We start from the raw sequence: 24,357 nt of genomic DNA, 5'->3' as shown, positions 1-24,357 counted from the left end.
CGCTTCCCCCCCCCCCCCCCGCGCGTCGCAGGGTTGAAGCCCAACAGGACCTTCCCTCCCTGGCCCAATCGCGAGAATGTGTTTGTCTGATTTGTCAGACTTGCACTTGCTTTGGGCACGCGCGAATGTAGAACGGACTCCGGATGTCCGCACCGCATGCGGCCATCCGCGAAGAACGTCGGCAGGAGGTGCCGACGTGGTTTTTGTGAGTTCATACGGGAGGAGTGGAATGAAGAAGCTGTTCGTATTGGGTACACTTGCTGCGATGCTCGCATCCGGCACCGCGCTGGCCGACACCAGCGACAAGAAGATCGCATTCTCCAACAACTACGCTGGCAATTCATGGCGTCAGGCCATGCTGAAAAGCTACGACGCCGTGACCAAGAAGGCAGTGGCCGATGGCGAGGTGGCCGCGTCCGACGTGTTCACCACCGCTGACCAGGAAGTGCCGACGCAGGCTGCGCAGATCCAGAACCTGATCCTTCAGGGCTACGACGCCATCGTCATCAACGCATCCTCGCCTGACGCGCTGAACGGCGCCGTCAAGCAGGCCTGCGACGCCGGCATCGTCGTGGTCTCCTTCGATGGTCTCGTTACCGAGCCTTGCGCATACCGCGTCGTCGTCGACTTCTTCGACATGGGCAAGCAGCAGATCGAGCAGTTGAAGGCGCTCCACCCGGAGGGAGGAAACCTGCTCGAAATCCGCGGCCTGGCCGGCACCTCGATCGATGAGGAGATCCACAGGGGCATCCTCGCCGGCGTGGAGGCAAACCCGCAGTTCAAGATCGTGAACTCCGTGACCGGCAACTGGGACCAGACGACCGCCCAGAAGGCCGTCGCGACGGTCCTGCCATCCTTGCCGGACATCGTCGCGGTGGTGACGCAGGGCGGTGACGGCTACGGCACGGCCCAGGCCTTTGCCGCAGCCGGCAAGCCGCGTCCGACCATCATCATGGGCAACCGTCAGGACGAGTTGGCCTGGTGGAAGGAGCAGAAGGAAAAGGACGGCTACAAGACATGGTCGGCTTCCATCGCGCCGGGCGTCTCGTCGCTTGCCTTCTGGGTTGCCCAGCAGGTGCTCGACGGTCGCACCGACGTGCCCCACGACATGCTGGTGCCGTACCTGGCCTTCACGCAGGACGATTTCGAGGCGGCTCTGCCGAACATCGAGGTCGGCGGCGTGGCGAGCGCCGAATACACCAAGGAAGACGCGATCAAGGCCATCGAGGCCAACATCAAGAAATGATCGTGCATGGCGTAACCTTCGCGGGCGTCGGATTCTGATGTCCGGTGCCCGCGAAAACATTGTCAGGCTGGACGGCGTCGAAAAGCATTTCGGCGCCGTCCGCGCCCTTGATGGCGTGGACTTCCATGTCGATGCCGGCGAATGTATAGGTCTTGTCGGCCACAACGGCGCCGGCAAGTCCACGCTGATGCATACGCTGGCCGGCACGCTGGAGCCCGGTCGTGGGCGCATTGCCGTTCGCGGAACGGTCGAGGAAAGCTACTCCGTCATCCGCGCCAAGCGGCTCGGCATACGATGCGTGTTCCAGGAACTTTCGCTCTGCCCCAATCTCAGCGTTGCCGAGAACACCCGCGTCAATCATCCTGCGATCAGGGGATTTGGATGGCGCAAGCGGTCGGCGGCGCTGATCAAGGCGAAGCTTGACGAGATTTTCCCTGGCCACGGTATAGACCCCTGGGACATCGTCAGTGACCTGTCCATCGGCAAGCGCCAGATGGTTGAGGTGGCGCGCGCCTTCACCGTCACCGACGACCCTCTCGACCTCGTCATCCTCGACGAGCCGACCTCTTCGCTCGACGCACATACCGCGGGGCAATTGCTGGCCTTCGTCAGGCGCTTTGTGGCTTCGGGGAAAAGCTGCATCCTGATTTCGCATCTGCTCGGCGAAATCCTCGAAAACGCTGACCGCATCGTCGTCATGCGCGACGGAAAGGTGGTGGCGACCGACGCAGCCTCGTCCTTCGATCGCGAACGGCTCGTGTCGACCATGGGTGGCGCGGACCATCGCGAAAAACCCGCCACGCCGGCCGAAATTCTCGCCCGGCAGGCTGGACCCCTGCGCGTCCGCGCGCGGCCTGTCCGGCAGTCCGACGGCGCGGAACTGAAGGCGCATGAAGGCGAGATCATCGGCCTTGCCGGGCTCGCCGGCCATGGCCAGACGGATCTCCTGCTTGCCGTGTTCGACGCAGCGCGTGGTGGCAAGCCGGATGTCGAGGCCTCCGCGCCCGTTGCGCTCGTCGCCGGTGACCGCCAGACCGACGGCATCTTCGCGCAGTGGTCGATTGCGAAAAACATCGGCGTCCGATCGCTGGCAAGGCTTCGCAACGGGCTGCTGATTTCCCCCCGCAAGGAGGACGAGATGGCAGAAACCTGGAAGCAGAAGATCGGCATTCGCACGCCGGACATGGACAGCAACATCCTCTCGCTCTCAGGCGGCAACCAGCAGAAGGCGCTCTTTGCCCGCGCGCTTGGCTCCGACGCGAAGATCATCCTGATGGACGACCCGATGCGCGGCGTCGATATCGGCACCAAGCTGGAAGTCTACGACCTGATCCGCGAGGAAGCGAAGGGCGGTCGCACCTTCCTCTGGTACACGACCGAGACCGACGAACTCGAACACTGCGACCGCGTCTACGTGTTCCGCGGCGGCGTCATTGTCGCCAGCCTGAACCGTGGCGAAGTGACGGAAGAAAAAGTGATCCAGTCCTCCTTCAGCGAGGCGTCATGAGCGCCGCCTCCGCCGCTATCGAACGCACGCCGGTGCGCCCCGGTTCTGCCGCCCGCGCGCGCATGTTGCGCGCCATGCTGCCGGCGCTTTCGCTTGCGCTCGTGGTGATCGCCATCGCCTGGCTGAACCCGCGCGCGATCAGCTATTTCGGCTTCAACCTGATGCTCAATCTGGCGATCCCGATCGCGCTCGCCACCATCGCGCAGATGTTCGTCATCGCCAGCAACGAACTCGACCTGTCGATCGGCACCTTCGTCGGCTTCGTCGCCTGCATCACTGCGACATGGCTGCGCGATGCGCCGCTGGTCGGCGTGCTGATCCTTCTCGGCTCCATCGGCGTCTACGCTTTGCTTGGCGCGCTGATCCACCTACGCAACCTGCCGTCGATCGTGGTGACGCTCGGCATGAGTTTCGTCTGGCAGGGACTGGCCATCCTCACCCTGCCGACGCCAGGCGGAAAGGCGCCCGACTGGCTTTCGGCCATCGTCAGCTTCAAGCCGCCCCTCGTGCCGTTCCCGATCGTCGCCGCTGTGGTCATAGCCCTGGTCGTGCATTTCGGACTGATGCGCACGTCCTACGGCGCCATCCTGCGCGGCTCCGGCGGCAACCCGGTAGCGCTCGGCCGCGCCGGCTGGTCGATCCTGCGGGTCAAGATGACGCTGTTTGCGCTGGCGGGCCTGTTCGGCGTGCTGTCAGGCATGACGCTGGTTGGCATCACTACGGCGGGCGACGCCAATATCGGCAATGGCTACACTCTGCTTGCGATCGCCGGTGTCATACTGGGCGGCGGCGAGTTCGTCGGCGGCCGCGTCTCGCCCATCGGCGCGGTGCTTGGCGCGCTGACGCTGGCGCTCGCAGCCTCGCCGTTGCTGACCTTCATGAAGATACCGCCCGACTGGCAGGTCGCCGCCAACGGCATTATCCTGATCGTCGTGTTGGCTGCGCGTGTTCTCATCAGCCGAAGGGAACGCTGAGATGACGCAGGCGCGCGCGCTCTTCTCCACGCCGTGGATATGGTCCTTCGTCGGCGCTTTCGTCGTATGGCTTGCGACAATCACCTTCACTGGTGGCGTCGGGGGCGGGGGCATGCTGACCGCGGCCCTGTCGCTCGCCGTCTTCATGGTCATCGTCGGCGTTGGCCAGATGTTTGTCATCACCCTTGGCCCCGGCAATGTCGACCTGTCCTTGCCGGCCAATATCGGGCTTGCCAGCGCGGTCGCCATGACCGTCATGAACGGCCAGGATTCGCGGATCGCACTCGGCCTGCTCGCGGCACTGGCATCCGGCGCAGCGGTTGGCGCGTCCAACTACCTGCTGATCTGGGCGCTGCGCATTCCGCCCATCATCGCCACTTTGTCGGCGAGCTTCATCATACATTCGATCGACATCGCCTTCGGGCGCGGGCTCCAGATCAAGCCACCCCCGGGTTTTGCCGATTTCACCAACGTCCAGTTCTTCGGCATTCCCGTGATGGCGATGCTGACCGTGCTGTTCACCATAGGTGCTGCGATCGCGCTCAATCGCATGATCTACGGCCGCTCGGTGCTCGCCATCGGACAGAACCTCCGCGCCGCGTGGCTGGCCGGCGTCAGCGTTGGCTGGATACGCTTCGTGACCTACACGCTCTGCGGCACGCTGGGCGGCCTGAACGGTGCGCTGCTCGCCGGTTATTTCCGCGGCGCCAATGTTGACATCGGCAACGAATATTTGCTTTCCTCCATCGCCGTCGTGGTTATAGGCGGCACCTCGGTGGCCGGCGGCAAGGCTAACGTGCCCGGTATCTGGGGCGCGTCACTTTTCCTCGTGCTGCTTCTCACCATGCTGAACACCTTCGGCGTCAGCGCCGGTGTAAGGCTGCTGCTCACCGGCCTCATCATCGTCGGCGTCATCACCGCGGCCGGCGGCGACAAGGCTCTGCGGTAGGTGGTGGTTCCGCCTGACGACGCGTGTGTCCGGATCAATTCCCATGCAAGGCCAGCAATTGCGGAAGCGTGACTTGTGCCGCGGATCAAAAGCCACTAATCAGCCCGCGTGGGGCCTGTAGCTCAATGGTTAGAGCCGGCGGCTCATAACCGCTTGGTTGGGGGTTCGAGTCCCTCCGGGCCCACCAACGTCTAGTGAAATCAATAGGGTAGCCATAGGTTAGCCCATTTGGTTTTTCCTAACCCTTTAGTTCTCCTTCCGCGTCCGGCGCGACAGCGGCCGCAATATAATAGTCGCCGCGACTTGAAGTGCAGACGGTCTTTGGGCCATTGGGGAATTCCAAGTGGGATACCCGAATGCCTCCAATCCTCCTCGGCATTGATGCCGGTTCAACGCTGACCAAGGCCGCTCTCTTCGATCCGCAGAGCCGTGAACTCGGACGTTGCACGCAACCCGTGGAGATCCGCCGGCCCCGCACCGGATGGTGCGAAGTCGATCCCGATCAAGCTTGGGCGGCCATGAAATCCGCAGTCGCAGGGGTGTTGCGGCAGACGGGCATAGCTCCAGGCGAGATCGCGGCAATTGGCATCTCTGCCGCCATGGTCGGAGCCTGGCTGGTGGATGAGGAAGGTTGCGCGCTCAGGCCGGGCATCAATTGGGAAGACAGCCGTTCGCAGGAGATACTCGACTCGCGGCTGGCCGAGGATCCGGATTTCTATAGGCGAATCTTTCGCGAGGACGGTTGCGTGATGCAGCAGGGCTGCACGCTGCCCGTTGCGGCGTGGCTTCGCCATAACGAGCCCGAGGTCTTCGCCGCCGCCGCGCACATCTTCAGCTACAAGGATTTCCTGCGCATGAAGCTGACCGGGAAGGCGGCTGCCGATCGGACCGAGGCGGCGGTCGCGCCCGGAGACGCCAGGGAACGTGGGCGCAGTGCCGCCATGATGGAATTGTTCGGTCTGACCGATGTCGCGAGCAAGTTTCCGCCCGCCTTCGATTCAGAGGCCCTTGCGGGAAAGTTGACGCGAACTGCGGCGGCGGAACTCGGTCTTGCCGAAGGGACGCCGGTAGCTGTCGGCGCGGGCGACGTGCCATCGACGGTCGTCGGGGCGAGTGCTCTGCAGGCTGGGACGGCGCTCGTCATCCTCGGGACAACCTGCATTGCCGGCGTCGTGTCGGACGAGCCCGTGTTCACACCGCCGGACCTCGGCCTCCTCTTCACCTTGCCCGACAGCGCGTGGTTCCGATCGATGGTGAACGTTGCGGGCACGTTGAACCTCGACTGGGCCATAAGTACGATACTCGGTGAGACGGCCCGCGATGCCTCGTTTTTCCAGGGGCTGGACGACATGATCTCCAGCGTTCCGGTCGGCTCGGACGGCGTCGTCTATCTTCCCTACCTCTCTGAAAGCGGCATCATCGCCCCGGTGTTCAACCAGCAGGCAAGGGCTGGTTTTTTCGGCCTGACGCCGCGCCACGGACGGCAGCACCTGATGCGCGCCGTCTATGAAGGCGTCGTGCTCGCGGTGCGCGACCTGATGCAGCATCTTCCGGAAGTGAGTGGCGATATCCTGCTTACCGGTGGCGGCTCAAACAGCCGCGCCTGGACGCAAATGCTGGCCGACGCGCTGGGCAAGCCCGTCGCCGTCCCCGAGGGGACCGAGTTCGGCGCACGCGGTGCAGCACTGCTGGCCGCTACGGCCATCGGTCTCTTCCCGTCGGTGCGCGAAGCCTCGATTTCGACGCGCAAGATCGCGCGACGGCAAGTGCCCGACCCCGACATGCTGGCCGAATGGGATCGGGCGTTCGACGCTTACTCGCTGCATAGGGACAAGACGCTTCGCGAATCCGTTTGACGGCGCATGATGGCGTGGTACATACCACTGATAGCAGTGGGATATACCGCCTGATGAATACCGACGCGGCGCTTGACGACGGTCCGATCTACCAGCGCATAGCGCGCCGGCTGGAGGATCAGATCGGTTCGGGCAAGCTGCAGGGCGGGGATCGCCTTCCATCCGAGCGACAGATCGCGGACGAGCTTGGCGCAAGCCGCATGACGGCGAGGCAGGCGCTGAAGTCGCTTGAGCGGCGTGGGCTTGTCGAGACGCGCGTGGGGCGTGGTGTCTTCGTCGCGCACCCGCTGATCGAAAAGGAATCGCGAACCCTTCACGGCTTTACAGAGGAAATGCAGCGCGAGGGCCGCAAGGTCACGAGCGTTGTCCTCGACGCGGGCACTGGCGTGGCGGACGAAGAAGTCGCCCGCGCCCTCGAAATCGCCGAACATACGCGGGTGCACCGGCTGGTCCGCGTGCGTCTGCTCGATGGCGAGCCATTGGCGATCGAGCGTACCGAAATCCCGCTGGCGATGGCGCCTGGCCTTCTCGACAGGAGCGATTTCTCCAAGGATTCGCTCTATCGCGTGCTGCGGGAGGAATATGGTTTCATCCCCACGGAGGCCGAGGAAACCGTGCGCGCCGATCTCGCCGACGCTGCGGCTACATCGGCCCTGCGCATCCCAGCGACCTCGCCAGTGCTGAAATTCACACGGCGTACCTTCGAGAGCAGTGGTCGACCGATCGAATATGTGCGGTCGGTTTATCGTGCAGACAGCTTCACCATGCGCGTCAGGCTGACCGTGGCAGGAAACAAATGACCGAGGCTTCGACGGCAAGGGACTATCTGGCCGGACTGGCGGCGCGCATCGCCGCTCTGTTCGATGCGAACGCGCAGGCGATCGATGCGGCCGCGACGGCGATAGAAGAGACCTCGGCAACGGACGGTCTGGTCTATATCTTCGGCACCGGACACAGCCATATGATCGCCGAGGAAGCGCACTATCGCGCGGGCGGACTGGCTCTCACGGTTCCCGTTCTCGCCACTGCGACGATGCTGCATGAAGGAGCGATCGCCAGCACAGCGTTCGAGCGGATGGCAGGCGTGATCGAACCGATCCTCGATCGCTATCCGATCGGGCCGAACGACGTTCTGTTCGTCATCTCGAACAGCGGCGTCAACGCGGTACCCGTGGAAGCCGCGAAGATCGGCAAGGCACGTGGTGCGAAGGTCGTCGCCATCACATCCGAAATCTATTCCCGCGAAGCTGCCAAAGGGCGGACGCGGCTTGCCGACGTCGCGGATATCGTGCTCGACAATGGCGCGCCTTCGGGTGACGCGACGGTGGCAGTCCCCAACAGCGATCTGAAGGTGGGACCGGTCTCGACCTCTATTGGTGCGGCGTTGATGAACGCGGTGCTCGCGGAGGCCGCTACCCGGCTCCAGAACTCAGGAAAAGGCGCGCCCATCTATCTCAGCGCCAATATGCCAGGCTCGGCCGAGAACAACGCGCAACTCATCAAGCACTACCGGCCGCGCAACCCACACCTCTAGCGAAATCTCCGCGCAGGAACCGCGGACAACAGGGAGCATGAAAATGAAAGCCAGACTTCTTACCATCGCAGGCCTCGCCTCGATCCTGATGGGTTCGACTGCCTTTGCGGAGCCGGTTTCGCTTACGCTTTGGCACATGGAACAGCCGCCCCATCGCGTTCAGCGCATGCAGGAACTGCTCGATGAATTCAACAAGGCTCATCCGGACGTGCAGGTGAAGCAGGAGCCGCAGAGCTGGGGCGAAATCTACGCCAAGGCACCGGCAGCGTTCGCCGCGGGCACCGGTCCCGACATGCTGTTCGCGATCCCGGACTTCACCACGGTCATCAAGGGCATCGACGCCGTCGTGCCGGTCGACGATCTGGCGAAGGATCTTGAAGCCAAGCACGGCTTCGTCCCCGCGACCATCGCGCCATACCAGTATGACGGCCACACCTGGGCGATCCCGGCTTACAACATGGCCATTTCCATGTGGTTCCGGAACAGCGCGCTCAAGGCGGCGGGCGTAGAGGTGCCGAAGACCTGGACGGAGTGGAAAGCTGTAGCAGAGAAGCTGTCGACGGACGGCAGATACGGGGTGGGCCTGCCTGCCAACAAGCAGCTCTACACCGACCAGACAGTCTATGCGCTGATGGTCAATGGCGGCGCGGCCGACATCTACAAGGAGGACGGCTCGATCTCGTTCGACACCCCTGAGACCGTGGCCTCGTTGCAGGCCTATGGAGATCTCCAGAAGCTGTCGCCGCCGGACTCGACAAGCTGGACCTGGGGCGAGGCGGAAGCGTGCTTTGCATCGGCTTCGTGCGGTACGATCCTGCAGTTCAGCGTCATCAACACCTATGAGACTCAGGCCGAAGCCGACGCAGCCGATCTGGGCGTAGCTCCGGTGCCGCATTCCGACGACCAGTCGAAATCGGGCACGATCTCCTATTCGAACGCGATCATGCTGACAACCAAGGACGAGGCAAAGCAAGCCGGCGCCAAGGTATTCCTTGCCTGGCTGCTTGAGCCGGCCAACTATGGCCGCTTCCTGACCATGGAGCCCGGCCTGTTCCTGCCTGTCACCAATGACGGCGCAAAGGCGGAAAGCTTCTGGAGCGACAAGGTCGTGACCAAGTACAAGAGCCAGGTCGAGACGATGATCGCCAACTCGCAGAACGGCAAGCTGTTCGGCTTCACGACCGGTAAGGTCTTCCCGTCCATCGGTGCGATCTCGGGCCAGAACGTGATTGCGGAGTCGCTGCAGAAGATGGTCGTCGACGGCCAGAGCGCTGCCGAAGCCGCAAAGTTCGGACAGGCCAGGATGAGCGAGATCGCAGGCAAGTAACGCCAGCGCAAAGAGACCGATGATCGCACGCCCAGTGTGTGCGATCATCGTTCCGTTCCATGACCAACCCGCGTCTCGCCTTTCTTTTCGTCACTCCGGCGCTGCTGTTCCTGGCGGCAGTGCTTGGCTGGCCGCTGCTGGAAGCCGTGGTTCTGAGTTTCCAGAATGTCGGCGTTATCGGCACGACCGGTAGTTGGGTCGGTCTCGACAATTACGCCAAGGTGATCGGCAGCGCGGGCTTCTGGAATTCGTTCGGCCGCAGCGCGTTGTGGGTGGTCGCAAACGCTGTGGTGCAGACGTTCATGGCGCTTGGCGTCGCATTGCTCCTCAACCAGAAATTTCCCGGCGTCCGCATAGCCCGCACATGGATCATCCTTACCTGGATCGTGCCCACGGTGGTCGTCGTCATCATCTGGCGCTGGCTGCTTTCTAGTTCCGGCGGCATGGTCAATCCGCTGCTCATCCAGGCCGGAGTGATCGATCGGCCGGTTGGTTTCTTCGCCACACGCGAAAGCGCCATGGCGACGCTGGTGATGATCAATTCGTGGCGCTGGTTTCCTTTCACCGCGCTGATGATGCTGGCCGGGCTGACACGTATCCCCGGCGACCTCTACGAAGCCGCGCGCATAGACGGCGCCAGTGCGATGAAGCGCTTCACGCGTATCACGTGGCCGCTGCTGCAGCCCACGCTGCTGGTGCTCGGCATCGTCGGAACACTCCTGTCGTTCAATGTCTTCGACGTTATCTGGCTCTTGACCGCCGGAGGCCCGAGCCAGGCGACGCAGACGCTTCCCGTGCTGATCTATGAAACCGCCTTCAAAGGCTACAGGTTGAGCGAGGCCGCGACGATTTCCGTCCTGACAAGCATATTGCTGATGGCGTTCGCGCTGCTTGCGACACGGGCGATGACGGCAAGCGAGGAGGCGAGATGAAACGCACCTTGCCCCAGTCTCTGGCGCTCTATTCAGGGCTTCTGCTTGTTTTCCTGATCATAGGCATGCCGTTCTGGTGGGTCGTCACCGGCTCGATCAAGGTCCCGCGCGAGATCATCGCTCGCGTGCCGACCATGTTCCCGCAGAGCTTCACGACGCAACATTTCGAGAAGCTCTTTCAGTCGACCGATTTTCCTGCCTATCTCGTCAACAGCATCGGCGTCGCGCTGTTCTCGACTGTCATCACCGTCGCGCTCGCCCTGCCAGCTGCCTATGCGTTCTTCCGCATGCGCTTTCCCGGACGCGACACGCTCTATCGGCTGATCCTGCTGGCTTACGCGTTTCCGACCATCGTCGTGCTGATCCCGATCTATGGCTTGTTCGCCAAGGTGGGACTTATCGATACGCGCACCAGCCTCGTCATCGTCAATGTCGCTTTCGCCCTGCCGTTCTCGATCTGGATGATGCGGTCCTTCCTCTCGACCGTGCCGAAGGAGATCGAGGAGGCCGCAATCATAGACGGCGCGCCGGCCCGCGTGATCTTGCTGCGCATCATGGCGCCGCTGATCGCGCCCGGCATCGCCAGCGTCGCCATCTTCACCTTCATCGCGTCGTGGACCGAATACCTGTTTGCCTCGGTGTTGATCGTCTCGGATGTGCGGCGCACGGTCCCCGTCGGCTTCGCCGGCATTATCGGTCAGTACCAGATCGACTGGGGGCTGTTGCTCGCAGGCGCAACGGCCGCCACCATCCCCGTCGTCATCCTCTTTGCCTTCGTAGGCCGCTGGTTCGTCTCCGGCCTGACGGAAGGCGCAGTGAAGTAGAACCCATGGCCGGATTGTCGCTGAAATCGGTAAAGAAGCGCTTCGGCGAGGTGGAAGTCGTCACCGGCGTAGACCTGTCGGTCGAGAACGGCGAATTCCTCGTTTTTGTCGGGCCTTCCGGCTGCGGGAAGTCGACATTGCTGCGCATGATCGCGGGCCTGGAAACCGTCAGCGAAGGCCGCATCGAAATCGGCGGCAAGGACGTGACGCATGTCGACCCGGCGAAGCGCGGAATAGCCATGGTGTTCCAGACATACGCGCTTTATCCGCACATGACTGTTGCCACCAATATCGGCTTCCCGCTCGAAATGGCGGGACTTCCCCAGGACGAAATCGACCGCAAGGTCGCCGAGGCAGCCAAGGTGCTGCATCTCGAACCCTACCTCCAGCGCAAGCCTCGCGAACTCTCGGGCGGCCAGCGCCAGCGCGTCGCAATCGGCCGTGCGATCGTGCGGCAACCTGAAGTGTTCCTGTTCGACGAGCCCTTGTCCAACCTGGACGCCGAACTGCGGATACAGATGCGGCTCGAGATCGCGCGGCTGCACCAGGAGCTCAAATCGACCATGGTCTATGTAACCCACGATCAGGTCGAGGCCATGACGCTGGCGAGCCGTATCGTGGTGCTGCGCGCCGGGAGAATCGAGCAGGTCGGTTCTCCACTCGACCTCTACGAAAATCCGGACAACACGTTCGTCGCCGGTTTCATCGGCTCGCCGCGCATGAATTTCGTGAACGCTTATGTGGTCCGAACGGAAGGCGATTTCGCATTCGTCAGCGCCGAGGCGCTTGGGTTGAAGGAGATCGCGGTCCGGCTGCGAGACGCGGCCCCCGCGGCTGGCGAGGACGTGACGCTTGGCGTCAGGCCAGAGCATTTCGCGGAGAGTGGTGCGGGATCGCTAAGCGGTACGGTGAGCGTGGTGGAGCGCCTCGGTGGAATCTCCTATGTCCATGCAATGCTGGCCGACGGATCGACCATCACAGTCGAAAGCCGGAATCCGCGCGCGCACCACGTCGGCCAATCTCGCACGTTTGCATTCGACGCGGAAAGGGTTCTGCTGTTCGGGAACGACGGCAAGCGCCTGTAGCGAGCGTTGGAGAACACGCGGTGTCGTCCGCCAATGCGCGAACCGAATTGACCTGCAGGTACCTTTCTAACTGCCGACTGACGGTCGAGGTTTCTTCCGCAGGCCAGTTGTCCTGAACGCGGTACAACTTTTCATTTCTGGATGACTCCAATATGTTGACCCGCGGGCGGCCGCCGAGACCACCCGTAACGCCTCTACTGAAGAACAGGGCTATGCGGAAAGGCAATTCCGGTTCAGATGTCCACATGCATTCTCGTAGAAATCTCCTTCTTGGCTCTGCCGCGCTGGGACTGTCCGCGTGCATGTCGAAGTCATCGCTGGACGATACACTGAAGACGGGCGGACCCAGCGGGGGAGACCTACCGGCGCTGAAGACGCTCGGGAAAAAAAGAGGCCTGGAGATCGGCACTGCCTATACCGACAATGCCGATCCCGCCTACCGCCGGCTTCTCGCCTACCACAGCGATCTCATCGTACCGCAGTGGCAATTGAAGCCGCGTTTTCTGAAGCCACACAAGAACTCGCCATACAATTTCGGCCCCTGCGATTCGATCTATGCTTTCGCAGCGAAAAATCGCATGGCTTTCCATGGACACACACTGTTCTGGCACGAGGAGCCGATACGCTGGGCCGAGAGCGGCGACTTCCAGGAAGCGAGTGCCACTTATGGCGAGTTTATCCGGGAGGTTGTCCGGCACTATCCGAAGGCAGTCTCCTGGGATGTATTCAACGAGATCGTGGAGGAGAACCAACCGTTTCGCGATGAACCGCTAATCCAGCGATACGGACTCCAGTTCATTGATTTCTGTCTGCGCACGACCCATGAGGCGGCGCCGCGTGCGAGGCTGGCGCTCAACGAATACAATCTGGAATGCGCGATGGACTGGTGCCGGTCGAAGCAGGCAAACATGACCCGCCTGCTGCGCGACCTCAAGCGCATGGGAAGTCCGGTCCATGCCGTGGGCATCCAGGCGCATCTCTCGACGGTACATCGCGCGTCGCCCCGAGCCACCTTGGACATGATCAATGCAATCGCCGACCTCGGACTCGACGTCTACATATCGGAACTCGACGTAAACGACTCGACCCTGCCGCGAGACATCGCCGAGAGAGATCGCCTCGTCGCCGAATATTACGAGGAGTTCCTGACCCCGGTGCTTGCCCACCGGGCAGTGAAGCGCCTGGTGTTCTGGGGCATATCGGACTTCGACAACTGGGTGGTGCAGGGTTACACCACAGAGAAGCGAAAGGCAGGGACAGGCGCTGCCCGTCCCGCTCTGTTCGATGCGGAGAACCAGCCGAAGCCCGCCTTCCATGCCGTGGTAAGGGCGCTGTCGGCAGCGCCCTCCCGGACATCCTAGGCTTACGCCTTCACGACCCTGTCGCAGACGATGTTGGCACGCTGCATGGCATTGCGCGTGTCGATGATCAGTCGCGAGTGGTTCGCGAGCAGGCCATAGTCGACATCGTCGTGGTCGGTCACGATGACAACCGCGTCATAGGCCGCAATCGAGTCACGCGACAGACGGATGCAGTCCTTGCCCGCCAGCGTCTGGTGCTTTCGGGTCTTCGGAATGCGGGCCACGTGCGGGTCGTGGTAGGCGATGTCGGCGGCTCGGGTCTCCAGCAGTTCGATAAGCTTGAGCGCCGGGCTTTCACGCACATCGGACACGTTCTTCTTGTAGGCGACGCCGACAACGAGGATGGACGCCTGGCTAAGTGGCAACCCGAGGCGCTTGTCGAGGGCATCCGTCAACTTGCCCAGAACATAATGCGGCATCGAAACGTTGATCTCGCCGGCGAGTTCGATGAACCGGGTCGAAACCTCGAATTCACGGGACTTCCAGGTGAGATAGAACGGGTCGATCGGGATGCAGTGACCGCCGAGGCCAGGGCCGGGATAGAAGGGCATATAGCCGAATGGCTTCGTCTTCGCCGCGTCAATCACTTCCCAGACATCGATACCCATGGCGTCGTAGATCACCTTGAGTTCGTTGACCAAGGCGATGTTGACGGCCCTGAAGATGTTCTCGGTCAGCTTCACGACCTCGGCGACCTTGATGCTCGACACCGGGACGACGGTCTGGACGATCGCGCCGTAGAATTCAGCGACAAGCTTGGCTGCGACGGGTCCGTCGCCGGCAACGACCTTGGGAATGGTTGACGTCTCGAATCCGGCACTTCCCGGATCCTCCCGCTCGGGGGAATAGCCGAGGAAGAAATCGCGGCCGGAGCGCAGGCCGGTGGCTTCGAGGATCGGCTTCATGATCTCGTCAGTCGTCCCGGGATAGGTCGTCGATTCCAGAACGACCAACTGGTTCTTCCGCAGGTGCGTCGCGATTGCCCTTGTCGTGTCCTCGACGAAGGAAAGATCGGGCTCGCGCTGCTTGGTCAGCGGCGTCGGGACACAGATTGCAATCACGTCGCACTCTTCGAACAGCCCAAAGTCACAGGTGGCCTGGAAGCGATCTTCCGCAATGTGATTCTGCAGCGCGTCATCACGCACTGCGTCGATATAAGACCGGCCTGCGTTCAGCTTTTCTACTTTGGTCCTGTCGACATCAAAGCCTATCACCTTGAATCCGGCGCGGGCCGCCGTCGACGCAAGGGGAAGGCCGACATACCCCATCCCGACGATGCCTATCGTTGCTGTCCGTGTCTCCAGCCTGGAGAAAAGTGAAGATGCTCGCGACTGTTCAGCGATCAACATTTCCGTTCCTTACCCTGTACTCTTTGCTTGTTGTTAATGGCGTCTGCTTGGTGGTTGGCGGCTCGATGCCGCTTCTGCGTTCAAATCCCCGATGTCGGGTTCGACCCGAGGAACGGCGTTTCCTCAGAAAGCACGTAGGAGATGCTTTCGAGGATGATTCCGTTCGTGTTGACGTCCGCAATGCGGATGGCTGATTGGCTGATCTCCCCTACCCCGGAGGAGAAGCCAATTCCGGGCAACGTTCCGGAAGCACGAATATGGTCGATGAGCTTCTGGCTGTACGTACCCGGCCGGCATGCGTACCAGAGGAAGGCAGCCTTGCTGCTGACCATGCGCAGTCCTTCTGCTCGCCGGGCCGCCTGGTGAGCCTGCTTGGACGTGGGAGCATCGACGACGAAATCGCCGCCCGCAGGCGTGACCTGGTAGCCCTGATAGGTAAAGTATGGAGCGAAATCCACAGGCCCTTCAGAAACAGCCGTCAGAACACCGGTCTCGGCATATCGGCGCATCTGGGCATCAAGGAGGATGTCCGCGGTGAACCGGCCATGTGCCGATCCACCGAGTTCGATCTCCTCGGTCAGGTGAGGTTCGGTCCCGATACGACCACGCGCCGCAATCTCGCCGAGTTCCGTGATTGCATCGTCCATGTTGTCGAGTGGATTTCGCTCACCGAAAACAGGTGCGGTCTCGAAACCCCAGAGCTGGTAGCCCTTTGATGCGTAGTTGGCGTAGCTGTTCGCATGAACCGAGCTGCGCCGCCCTCTCGCGCTTACGAGATGCATTTCTCCGTTTACGAGGATCTTGTGGAAACCCCATCGACCGACGAGCTTGTCGATCGGCAGGCTTCCGCTCGTCTCGATGTCGAGAACTTTCAACGCGATCAGCAGGCGGCCCGTATCCGCCGAATCGAAGCCCTGGCGCTCACCGGCCTGCTTGGTCAGCCTGCGTTCCGCAGGTGGCAAGTTGACGCCGGCGTAGTGGAAATTTTGCTCGCCGAGGAATTCCACGATGCGCGAGCACCGTTCTTCCATCGATGCTGCATCGATCAGCCCCAGGCGCTTCGCGGAGACCGTCGCCATGATCGTGCTGGCGACATCCCACATGGTGGCAAAGGGATACCCCTGCTGCTGGTCGCCTTCCATCCACGACGTACCGGGCGCGATGCCGTTGTAGGTTGCCGTTCCCCAATCGAAGTAACGCCATGCCAGTTCCGCGTCCTTCTGGAGTTGGTCCCTGTCACGATCTCCCAGTCGGCGCGGCCGCCAATCGCTTATGGACACATTAGCCCGAGCGCTGCGAATGCGGTCATAGCTTTCGAGAGGCGGCAGAACCGCCTTACGGTACTCGCCGAAATTGACTAGCGTCGTCGCCTTGGATTGTGACAGGGCAGAAAGCACATCTTGAATCTGACGCTGCTTCTGCGGGGTATTGGCAGTATTCACATGGATGCTGAAGACAGCGTCGTTGCGGTCTCCGATCATGTCCAGAACTGTTTGGGTGTCGTGGTAGGGGTAGTCGCCTTCCCACGACTTTTCAAACATTATGGTGTTTGACGCATGCAGCAGGCCGCGCTCATCGAGGCCAGAGAACCAGCGGAAGTCTCCCTTCTCGGCGCTTATGATCGAAGTGCCCACGGCCGAAAGGGCAATCAGAGCGTTTTCGTCGAACGCGTTGTTCGGCGGAATGTAGGAAACCGGGACGCTGCCTGTGGCGCTTGCCAGTTCGAAGACGCCATCGCGGACCAGCAGCCGGTTTTTTTCCAATGTGTTGCCGGCAAGCTCCGACGAGGTATGCGCCCAGCCATGGGTAGCGACATCATATCGCGGAAATTTCCGCATGCGCTGGAGATAGGCCAGCACGTCCTTGTCCTCGGTCACCACTTGTCCTGTGGGTCCGGGAATTATGGCCTCGGTAACAGGATAGCCCTGTCCAAGCAGATTTTCCGAGAATGCCATCTGTAAGGGATCAGTGTTCGAGTCGATTCGGAGATCGTCGACACGAATCGCCACATAGCGATGGCGGTCGGGCACGCTGTCGCGGTGGAGATCGACCGGAATGACCGACCTCACCTTATCCGACTCAATTTGTTGCACGAGCGCATCGGCAAGATCCGTCGCGTATTTCGCAAGGTCGCCATTGCTTAGATTTGCGAGCGTCGCATATGGCAGGTCGATGACGATAGGGTTCGACGCCGCGGTCAACTTTTTGACCCCGCTGGCAATGCTTCGCGGGTCGGGCACCCGCTTTGGATTTGACCTGGCACTGCTGGACGGCAACCCGATGATATTTACGAGGCCGTTCTCCGCGACCCAGTAGCCACCCGCGTCGGCATGTAAGTCACCCTTGTTCTTTCCGCCCGCCGGAAGACGGACGATCGAGCGGATGCCTGCAGCACGCATCGACGCTCCGTCTTGAACCTGCAGAAGCGGCGATGTTGTCGTCAGCGTGTATGCCGTTACGACAGCTTTCGATTTGTATCGCTCGTACTCATTGACGGCCTTCGAAAACAGCGCCTGCGCAGTGCTTATCTCCCGCAGTTGGAAGTATGGGTCCTCAGATCCGAGCGTGTCGACGTGGAGCCCGATTTCGAGGTCCGTGCGATTTTCCCGGATCAGAGACCTGAGGTGTTGCGCCATCTCGGAATCGTAGTCGAGAGGCGTCCCATCACCGTCGTAGGGTGCGATGGTCAGTGTTACCGCAATCCCACGAATCTGGAACGGCGCGGCCAGCGTCTCTACCCTGATCGGATCGGTCGAGGGTTCGAGACCGTTGACCATCAGCAACAGCGGGCAAGCGAGATTACTTGCGCGTGCGGCCGCCGCCCCTAGGAGAGGGACGGCCGAAACGCCGAGGGCACCCAGGAGTAAACTGCGTCGGGTAAGATTCATGACAAGCTCCGATCGCTGTGGCCGGCTATGCGCCGGCCGGTGTTAAGTTGCCTTGATATCGCTGCGGGCTGACCCAACGACCATCCGACTTGGCAACGAATGACAGGGTCAGGGCACGCCAAAAAAGCGCTGCATCGAGCACCCGCACCAACGGGAACAGCAGGCCGTAGACCAGCATGCTCGGACGTCGCTCGATTACGCTGACCACGATTGTAAGCGCGTAATCGGTGGCCAGGAAAAGGGCGGCAAGCTGCAACGGCGACGTCATCTCGATATACATGCCGGTGATGGAGAACGCAGGCATATTCAGGTCGATTGCGAAATGCAGGATCACTAGAACCGGAAGCGCCAGTACGAGGGCCGACACCGTCAGCAGTTCGATCAGAAGCGCGCTAAGCGATAGCCAGAACATGCCCGGCCATATCCCGTGCCGGCGGACCGTCTGCCAGAATCCAAGATACCAGCGCTGAACCTGCTTCCGGTAGTCGTTGAGCGTGAAGGGATCCTCGGAGGAACACCGCGCCGCTGGCGTGTAGGCAACCCGCCCAAGCCTCTTGCGCTGCACCTCGAAGGTCATGTTGAAATCCTCGATCACCAGGCCCGGCGCGGTGACATCGATGTGTTTCAGGACGGAGGCGCGATACATGCTGGCGAAGCCAGGCGCGATATAGCTGACATTCGTGAATCGCCATGTCTGTCCATATTGGAAGGCGTACTGCAGCAGACGGTAGAGCCTGGTCCGATAGGCTGCATAAAGCATGTCGAGGCTTGGCCAGAACTGCTTGCGCCAGCGTGAAAGGACATGACCGGCGACCACGACATTGCGTGGATCTTCAAAAAGTGGAAGCGCGTAGTACAGATAATCTGGATCGATTTCGGAATCGGCGTCCTGGATCAGCACCGCCTTGTATCTGTCACAGAGTTCGAACGCCTCGATAGCGGTTGCCAGGGCCTTTGCCTTTCCGCCGTTCGGCTGGATGTCCAGCACCTTGCAACCTGCCGCGCGGGCAATTTCCACGGTCCGGTCCTTCGATCCGTCGCTAGCGACATGTATCTGCGAGGCCGGAACGATGGCGGTCAGAGCCGCGAGGCACTTGGGAAGTGCAACCTCCTCATTGTGCGCCGGGATAACGACCGCGACGTCCTCGACTGTCATCGAGGCGGCACGGGATCGCGGCGACAGGAGGTGCTCCCAGCAAAAGCGGCAAAGGCCGACAATGCACCAGAACGTGATGCTGACGCCGAGAAAAGCCATCAGCGGTGGCAGAAGCCACCAGCTGCTTTCGAGATGGAGGTTCATGGACGCGCCAGAGTACTCTGGTTGCGGGATTTGCCGAGCGAGGCGACGACGCCTTTCTCGACACGGCGCCGTAGCTCCATCGTCGACAGGAATTCCGCATGGATTTCCCGCAGGCCCTGATCCAGGCTAATCTTCTGCCGCCAGCCAAGCTTTTCGACCTTTGAGGTGTCTGGCCAGCGTCCCCGATGGTCGGAGATGAAGTGGTCCTGGAACGCCGCGGTACCACTGAGACCCGTCGCTTTCTTGACCGCATCGAACAGCGCCTTGATGGTGATCTGCTTGCTGCCACCGATGTTGTAGACTTCGCCGTTCGTGCCACGCTCCATGACCGTCTGCAGGCCGGCGACGAGATCATTGACGTGCAGGAACGTGCGCGTCTGCGAACCATCGCCATAGATCGGGACAGGTTCGCCATTGATCAGGTTGCCGATCATCTGCGGTATGACGCGCTGGTCGTTGGGCGACATCCCCGGGCCATAGGTGTTGAAGATGCGCACGATCCGGACGTCTAAGCCGTGCTTGCGGCCGTAGTATCGGGTCATCGCCTCGCCGAAGCGCTTTGCCTCTTCATACGCACTGCGGGGGCCAACGGGGTCGACATTGCCCGCGTAGGATTCCGCCTGCGGAAAGATCTCCGGATCGCCGTAGGCCTCGGCCGTGCTGGTGAACAGGAACTGCGCGCCGCTTCGCCGTGCCACCTTCAGGAGGTTGTAGGTGCCCGTCGAGGAAGACAACAGCATCTCCTCGCCGAGGATTTCGATATTCGGCACACCAGTCGGACAGGCGAGATGATAGACTTGGGAATAGTGCCTGCGCAGCAGGCGGGAACACCCTTGCGCGTTCGCCACATCAAGCTTGATGAAGCGGAAAGCGGGATTACGCCTGAACTCGGCGATGTTGCTTTGACGTCCGGTTGTAAGGTCGTCCACGCAGTCTACGATCATGCCCTTGGAAAGCAGGGCTCTTATCAAGTTGCTGCCAATGAAGCCGGCGCCCCCGGCCACCAGGCAACGCTCCGCACGCGGCGTTACACGGTTACGCATTACTCACCCACTCATTTTGGAAGGCCGCGTACTGCGGACCTTCGCCCCGCATACAGGAAGCAATATTTTCCACAGCGCTGCAACTTTAGAGTTAATGCATGGTTAATTTCACGCCAAACGGGTTGCGCCCGCTCCGGTGGCAATTCAGCAGCTGGGGCAATGGCTTGGGCCCTTCGAACACCACTCCAGTCAGCCCGGTTAGTCGGCCGTGTGATGCTCCTAGGTGCAAAACTACCGAACTGTGCTCCGGCGCAAGACGGGTGTTCCAGTCCAGTTCGAGATCACGAGCAACGCCGTCATTTGACGGCCGGCTACCGTCTGCGGCCAGTGCAGTTCGATGTCGAAAGGGAAAAGCTGCGCGCTGGGCATGACGAGAGCGTCGTAGGTATCGAATACCCTAGCGGCCGCCGCGAACTGTGTGCGTACCGTGCTTGCAGCGTAGAACTCGACGGCCGAGACGACACCGAATGCGAAAGTTGCCGGAATAGAGTTCGCCTCTGGAACTTTGGTGAGTGAAGCTATCGTGAGCCGCGGACGAAGCTTTCGCCAAGCGCCTGGGGCAGGGCGGCCTTTCGGCCTGCGACCAGCAGCACGATCATCACCATGGCAAATGGCAGCATCTGGATGACGTCCGTCGGTATGTCGACTCCGGCGACCTGAAGCGCCGTCGTCATCGACAGCGATCCACCGAAAAGCAACGCTCCGCCGAGGACCCATAGTGGGCGGCCGCGCGCCAGCATTGCGAGCACGATAGCGATGAAGCCGTTGCCGTGTGTCATGAAAGGAACGAACACGCCGGCGACTACGATCGACATGTAGGCGCCGCCAAGTCCCGCAAGCGCGCCCGTCACGAGGACAGCCGTCGTTCGGGTGTTCGTTACATCGACGCCGGCGGCATCGAGCGCCGCAGGTTTGTCGCCCGCGGCCTGCAGCGCGATGCCCAGATTTGTCTGCCGGTAGACCCATGCGAAGACGGCGACGAGGACGATAGCGAGATAGAAGACAACGTTGTTGTCGAACAGGATTGGCCCTACGAAGGGGATTTCCGACAACGGCCAGATTGGCCATGTCGGGACGCCGTCCAGGCGCGGGTAGGTCCGTGAGAATTGGACGAAATGAAGGAGCGCGGTCAATCCTTCCGCCGCGAGCGTCAGCGCGATGCCGATGACGATCTGGTTGAGCCCTAGCCGTACGCAAAGCAGAGCCATCAGCGCGGCGACCAACATTCCGCCCGCCGCACCGGCAACAAATCCCAAGGCAAGGCTGCCACTGGACCAGGCGACGAGGAAGCCGGTGTAGGCACCGAAAAGCATCATGCCTTCCAAGCCGATGTTCAGTACACCCGTCTTCTCCGACAACTGTTCGCCGAGGCCGGCAAGAAGCAACGGGATCCCAGCCGCGATCGCCCCGAGAAACAGGGTGATGATGAAGCTTTGCGTGAACAGGGCCATGCGCTTTTCGCAGCCGGTCAGCGCCGGGCGCGCTCCTGATGACGTTTGTCGAGATATTCGGCGAGGCCCAGCGTGACCAGCAGGATGGCTACGATCACTAGAGAGTAGAAGCTCGGGACGCCGATCCGGCGCGCCGCGCTTTCCCCTCCGATGGTCAGGGCGGAGAACAGGAACACATAGGCGATGGAGCCGAAGCCATTGAGGCGCGCCAGAAAGACTAGCGGCACGACAGTCAGGCTGTAGGCCGGGTTCCAGTCCGCGCGCACGTTACCGTGCGTGCCGAGGATGTCCACCGCGCCTGACAGGCCGGCCAGAGCGGCGGAAATCGCAAAGACCGCGATGGTGAGCGTCGGAACGGACAGGCCCGCATGCACGGCAGCGCGCGGGTTGGCACCGACCAGTCTTAGCCGCATGCCGAACGACGTGCGGGTCATGATGAGATGCACCGCGATCACCGCGACAAGGCCGATGATCAGGCCGGACGATACCGAGGTGTCGAACAGCCTCGGCAATCGCGCTTCGACCGGCAGGGTGCGCGTCTGCGGCGTTGTCGTGGCGGGATCGAGGAAGGCAAGCTTCACGAGGACATTGGCGAGCGAGACGCCCAGAAAGCTCATCATCAGCGTGGTAATGATCTCGTTCAGCCCCTGCCACGCCTTCAGGATGGCCGGTAGCAGACCCCAGAGCGCGCCGACAGCCGCGCCGATCAGTAGCCCGAGCAGCAGATTGGCCCATACCGGCAGGACGCCCAGCGTCAAGGGAACGATCGCCGCCACGAAGACCGCGGCAAGCAGATACTGCCCGTCGCCGCCAAGGTTCCAGATACCGGCCCGGAACGCCACGATGAGGCTTGCCGCGATGAGCAGGAGTGGCCCCATGCGGGTCAGCGTGGCCTCGAAGCCGGACGGCGAAAAGATCGCGCGCTGCACGACATAGGCGTAGTAGCTCACGGGATTGAATCCCATGATGAGAAGGACGAGTCCGCCCAGAACCAGCGCGACGACGAGAGGCCCGACGCCCAGCCCGAGAACGCGCATAAACCGCGCTAGACCATCCCGTTGCGCACCGCTCTGCGTCGCAGCCGCTATGACCTGTTGCTCGGTCATTCCCCGCCTCCGGTGCTCATGAGGCGGCCTATGGCGTCGCGAGCGTCGTCGTCGTTGCCGACAATGCCGACCAGCCGGCCGCGATCCATCACGGCGATGCGGTCGGCCAGTTCCAGCAATTCGTCGAGATCGGTCGAGATGAGCACGACCGCCTTGCCGTTGTCGGCGGCTTCACGGATGCGCTTGCGCGTGGCGCGTATGTTGTTGACGTCGAGGCCATAGGTGGGTTTCGCGAAGATCACGGCTTCGGCCGCGCCGGTGAGTTCGCGCGCCAGCAGCACCTTCTGGATGTTGCCGCCGGAGAGCTTGCCGACGGGCGTCTGTGTGCCCGGCGTGCGGATGTCGAAGTCGCGCACGTGGCGTTCGGCCTGGAGGCGTATCTCCTGCGGGCGTTCGATACCCCATTGCCAGAAAGGCGTCGAACCGATGTCCTTCAGCAGGAAATTCGTCGCGACCGGGAATGTGCCGACGGTGCCCTCGCCAAGCCGGTCGTCCGTGACGTAGCGCAGCCCGCTGTTGCGGCGTTCCCCGACCGAAGCCCCGCCGATCTCGCTTCCGGAGAGGAGGATCGAGCCGCTGTCGCATGGAAGCTGGCCGGCAAGGACTTCGGCGAGTTCCTTCTGACCGTTGCCGTCGATACCGGCAATGCCGAGGATTTCACCGGCCCTGACGGAAAAACTGATATCGCGGACGGGGATGCGGCCGGCGTCGGAGCTGAGACCCTTCACGTCGATGACCACTCCGCCGAGGTCGCGGGGGGAGCGTTCCCGGCGTGAACCCTCTCCACTCCCGGACGTACCGAACATGAGAGCGATGATGCGTTCGATGGTCTCGCTTTCGGACGCACCGCGAAGCGTTTCCGGGTCGATCTCGCCGACCTTGCGTCCGAGCCTGAGGACCGAAATCCGATCGCCATAGGCGATGGCTTCGTTGAGCTTGTGCGTGATGAAGATGACGGCGATTCCCTGAGCGACCAGCCGTCGCATCAACTCGCCGAGCGCAACCGCCTCATGGGGCGTCAGCATGGCGGTCGCCTCGTCGAGGATCAGGCAGCGGCTGCCGCGCATCAGGGCACGCAGGATTTCCACCTGCTGCCGTTCGCCAAGGGAAAGGCTGCTGACCAGCGCATCGGGATCGACGCGCAGCGCCAGCCGTTTGGCGGCGTCGCGAATGGCTGCGGCGATGCCGGAGCGGTCGGGTCTTTTCCACCACGGACCACCCAGCGCGAAATTGTCTATGACGGTAAGGCTTGGCACCAGCATGGAATGCTGGAAGACCGTGCCTATTCCCATGGCGAGCGCCTGCTTGGGGGAGGCGACGACGCACGGTTTGCCGTCGATCTCGATGCGGCCTTCGTCGGGCTGCTGAAGCCCCGACAACATGCCGACCAAGGTCGATTTTCCGGCGCCATTCTCGCCGAGGAGAACATGAACCTCGCCGGACCGGATTTCGATCGTGACGTCGTCATTGGCAACGACGCCGGGAAAACGCTTGGTCACGTCGCGAAGCGCTACGACGGGTGCGCCCGAAGGCGTCGTCGCAAAGCCTGCCGGAGCCTGATCGAGGGCCTGCATCAATACGTCCTGGATGAATCAGCCCGCCGCGCGACAAGGCGCGGCGGGTGA

Annotated in this window: 19 protein-coding genes and 1 tRNA gene; 13 read left to right on the top strand and 7 right to left on the bottom strand. The window is 61.9% G+C overall.

All coding sequences use genetic code 11. The annotated features are described in order from the left end of the window. Positions 1-229: 229 nt before the first annotated feature. The 13 genes from ABMA32_RS12510 to ABMA32_RS12450 all read left to right on the top strand — a co-directional run bounded on the left by ABMA32_RS12510 (position 230) and on the right by ABMA32_RS12450 (position 13,595). Positions 230-1,246: an ABC transporter substrate-binding protein gene (locus tag ABMA32_RS12510; protein WP_349014090.1), complete on the top strand. Its 1,017-nt coding sequence runs from the start codon at positions 230-232 to the stop codon at positions 1,244-1,246. 37 nt (positions 1,247-1,283) lie between these two features. Beyond that, positions 1,284-2,753 carry a sugar ABC transporter ATP-binding protein gene (locus ABMA32_RS12505; RefSeq protein ID WP_349014089.1) on the top strand — a complete coding sequence of 490 codons (1,470 nt, stop codon included), beginning with the start codon at positions 1,284-1,286 and terminating at the stop codon, positions 2,751-2,753. Then, on the top strand, positions 2,750-3,727 hold the full coding sequence (locus ABMA32_RS12500; RefSeq protein ID WP_349014088.1) for an ABC transporter permease: 978 nt from the start codon (positions 2,750-2,752) through the stop codon (positions 3,725-3,727). Before ABMA32_RS12505 ends, ABMA32_RS12500 begins: the two co-directional genes overlap by 4 nt. Before the next feature lies 1 nt (position 3,728). Next, entirely contained in the window at positions 3,729-4,676 is a 948-nt protein-coding gene (locus tag ABMA32_RS12495) for an ABC transporter permease (RefSeq protein WP_349014087.1), read from the top strand. A 111-nt stretch (positions 4,677-4,787) separates the two neighbouring features. Continuing rightward, positions 4,788-4,863, top strand: a tRNA-Ile gene (locus tag ABMA32_RS12490). Between the two features lie 169 nt (positions 4,864-5,032). Further along, entirely contained in the window at positions 5,033-6,532 is a 1,500-nt protein-coding gene (locus ABMA32_RS12485; protein ID WP_349014086.1) for an FGGY-family carbohydrate kinase, read from the top strand. A gap of 53 nt (positions 6,533-6,585) precedes the next feature. After that, a complete protein-coding gene (locus ABMA32_RS12480; RefSeq protein WP_349014085.1) occupies positions 6,586-7,332 on the top strand; it encodes a GntR family transcriptional regulator in 747 nt (248 codons plus the stop codon). Further along, complete coding sequence (locus ABMA32_RS12475; protein WP_349014084.1) at positions 7,329-8,066, top strand: SIS domain-containing protein; 738 nt, start codon at positions 7,329-7,331, stop codon at positions 8,064-8,066. The genes ABMA32_RS12480 and ABMA32_RS12475 overlap by 4 nt, the downstream gene beginning before the upstream one ends. A gap of 43 nt (positions 8,067-8,109) precedes the next feature. Beyond that, positions 8,110-9,393, top strand: a complete 1,284-nt coding sequence (locus tag ABMA32_RS12470) for an ABC transporter substrate-binding protein (RefSeq protein ID WP_349014083.1) — start codon at positions 8,110-8,112, stop codon at positions 9,391-9,393. A gap of 59 nt (positions 9,394-9,452) precedes the next feature. After that, positions 9,453-10,325 (top strand): carbohydrate ABC transporter permease, encoded by an 873-nt coding sequence (locus tag ABMA32_RS12465; protein ID WP_349014082.1) that lies wholly within the window; start codon positions 9,453-9,455, stop codon positions 10,323-10,325. Then, on the top strand, positions 10,322-11,149 hold the full coding sequence (locus tag ABMA32_RS12460; protein ID WP_349014081.1) for a carbohydrate ABC transporter permease: 828 nt from the start codon (positions 10,322-10,324) through the stop codon (positions 11,147-11,149). The genes ABMA32_RS12465 and ABMA32_RS12460 overlap by 4 nt, the downstream gene beginning before the upstream one ends. 5 nt (positions 11,150-11,154) lie before the next feature. Continuing rightward, positions 11,155-12,234, top strand: coding sequence for an ABC transporter ATP-binding protein (locus tag ABMA32_RS12455; protein WP_349014080.1), 1,080 nt, complete (start codon positions 11,155-11,157; stop codon positions 12,232-12,234). Between the two features lie 302 nt (positions 12,235-12,536). Beyond that, a complete protein-coding gene (locus ABMA32_RS12450) occupies positions 12,537-13,595 on the top strand; it encodes an endo-1,4-beta-xylanase (protein WP_349014079.1) in 1,059 nt (352 codons plus the stop codon). Positions 13,596-13,597: 2 nt separating this feature from the next. Here ABMA32_RS12450 and ABMA32_RS12445 read toward each other — a convergent pair whose 3' ends face one another. From ABMA32_RS12445 to ABMA32_RS12415, 7 genes are all read right to left on the bottom strand, one after another. Further along, positions 13,598-14,944 carry a nucleotide sugar dehydrogenase gene (locus tag ABMA32_RS12445; protein WP_349014078.1) on the bottom strand — a complete coding sequence of 449 codons (1,347 nt, stop codon included), beginning with the start codon at positions 14,942-14,944 and terminating at the stop codon, positions 13,598-13,600. Positions 14,945-15,024: 80 nt separating this feature from the next. After that, entirely contained in the window at positions 15,025-17,832 is a 2,808-nt protein-coding gene (locus ABMA32_RS12440; RefSeq protein WP_349014077.1) for a DUF3131 domain-containing protein, read from the bottom strand. Positions 17,833-17,857: 25 nt separating this feature from the next. After that, the gene (locus ABMA32_RS12435) at positions 17,858-19,132 is read right to left on the bottom strand and encodes a glycosyltransferase family 2 protein (protein ID WP_349014076.1); all 1,275 of its coding nucleotides are present in this window, start codon (positions 19,130-19,132) and stop codon (positions 17,858-17,860) included. Beyond that, the gene (locus ABMA32_RS12430) at positions 19,129-20,136 is read right to left on the bottom strand and encodes an NAD-dependent epimerase/dehydratase family protein (protein WP_349014075.1); all 1,008 of its coding nucleotides are present in this window, start codon (positions 20,134-20,136) and stop codon (positions 19,129-19,131) included. Before ABMA32_RS12430 ends, ABMA32_RS12435 begins: the two co-directional genes overlap by 4 nt. A 557-nt stretch (positions 20,137-20,693) precedes the next feature. Continuing rightward, the gene (locus ABMA32_RS12425) at positions 20,694-21,626 is read right to left on the bottom strand and encodes a putative B6 ABC transporter permease subunit 1 (protein WP_349014074.1); all 933 of its coding nucleotides are present in this window, start codon (positions 21,624-21,626) and stop codon (positions 20,694-20,696) included. A gap of 17 nt (positions 21,627-21,643) precedes the next feature. Beyond that, entirely contained in the window at positions 21,644-22,732 is a 1,089-nt protein-coding gene (locus ABMA32_RS12420) for a putative B6 ABC transporter permease subunit 2 (protein ID WP_349014073.1), read from the bottom strand. Further along, positions 22,729-24,306: a putative B6 ABC transporter ATP-binding protein gene (locus ABMA32_RS12415; RefSeq protein WP_349014072.1), complete on the bottom strand. Its 1,578-nt coding sequence runs from the start codon at positions 24,304-24,306 to the stop codon at positions 22,729-22,731. The genes ABMA32_RS12420 and ABMA32_RS12415 overlap by 4 nt, the downstream gene beginning before the upstream one ends. Positions 24,307-24,357: the final 51 nt, after the last annotated feature.

Origin of the sequence: Mesorhizobium quangtriensis (assembly GCF_040081925.1) — a bacterium.
GTDB lineage: Bacteria > Pseudomonadota > Alphaproteobacteria > Rhizobiales > Rhizobiaceae > Mesorhizobium_K > Mesorhizobium_K quangtriensis.
The sequence above is the reverse complement of the archived record's forward strand: the minus strand, read 5'-3'. Positions and strand labels throughout refer to the sequence as shown.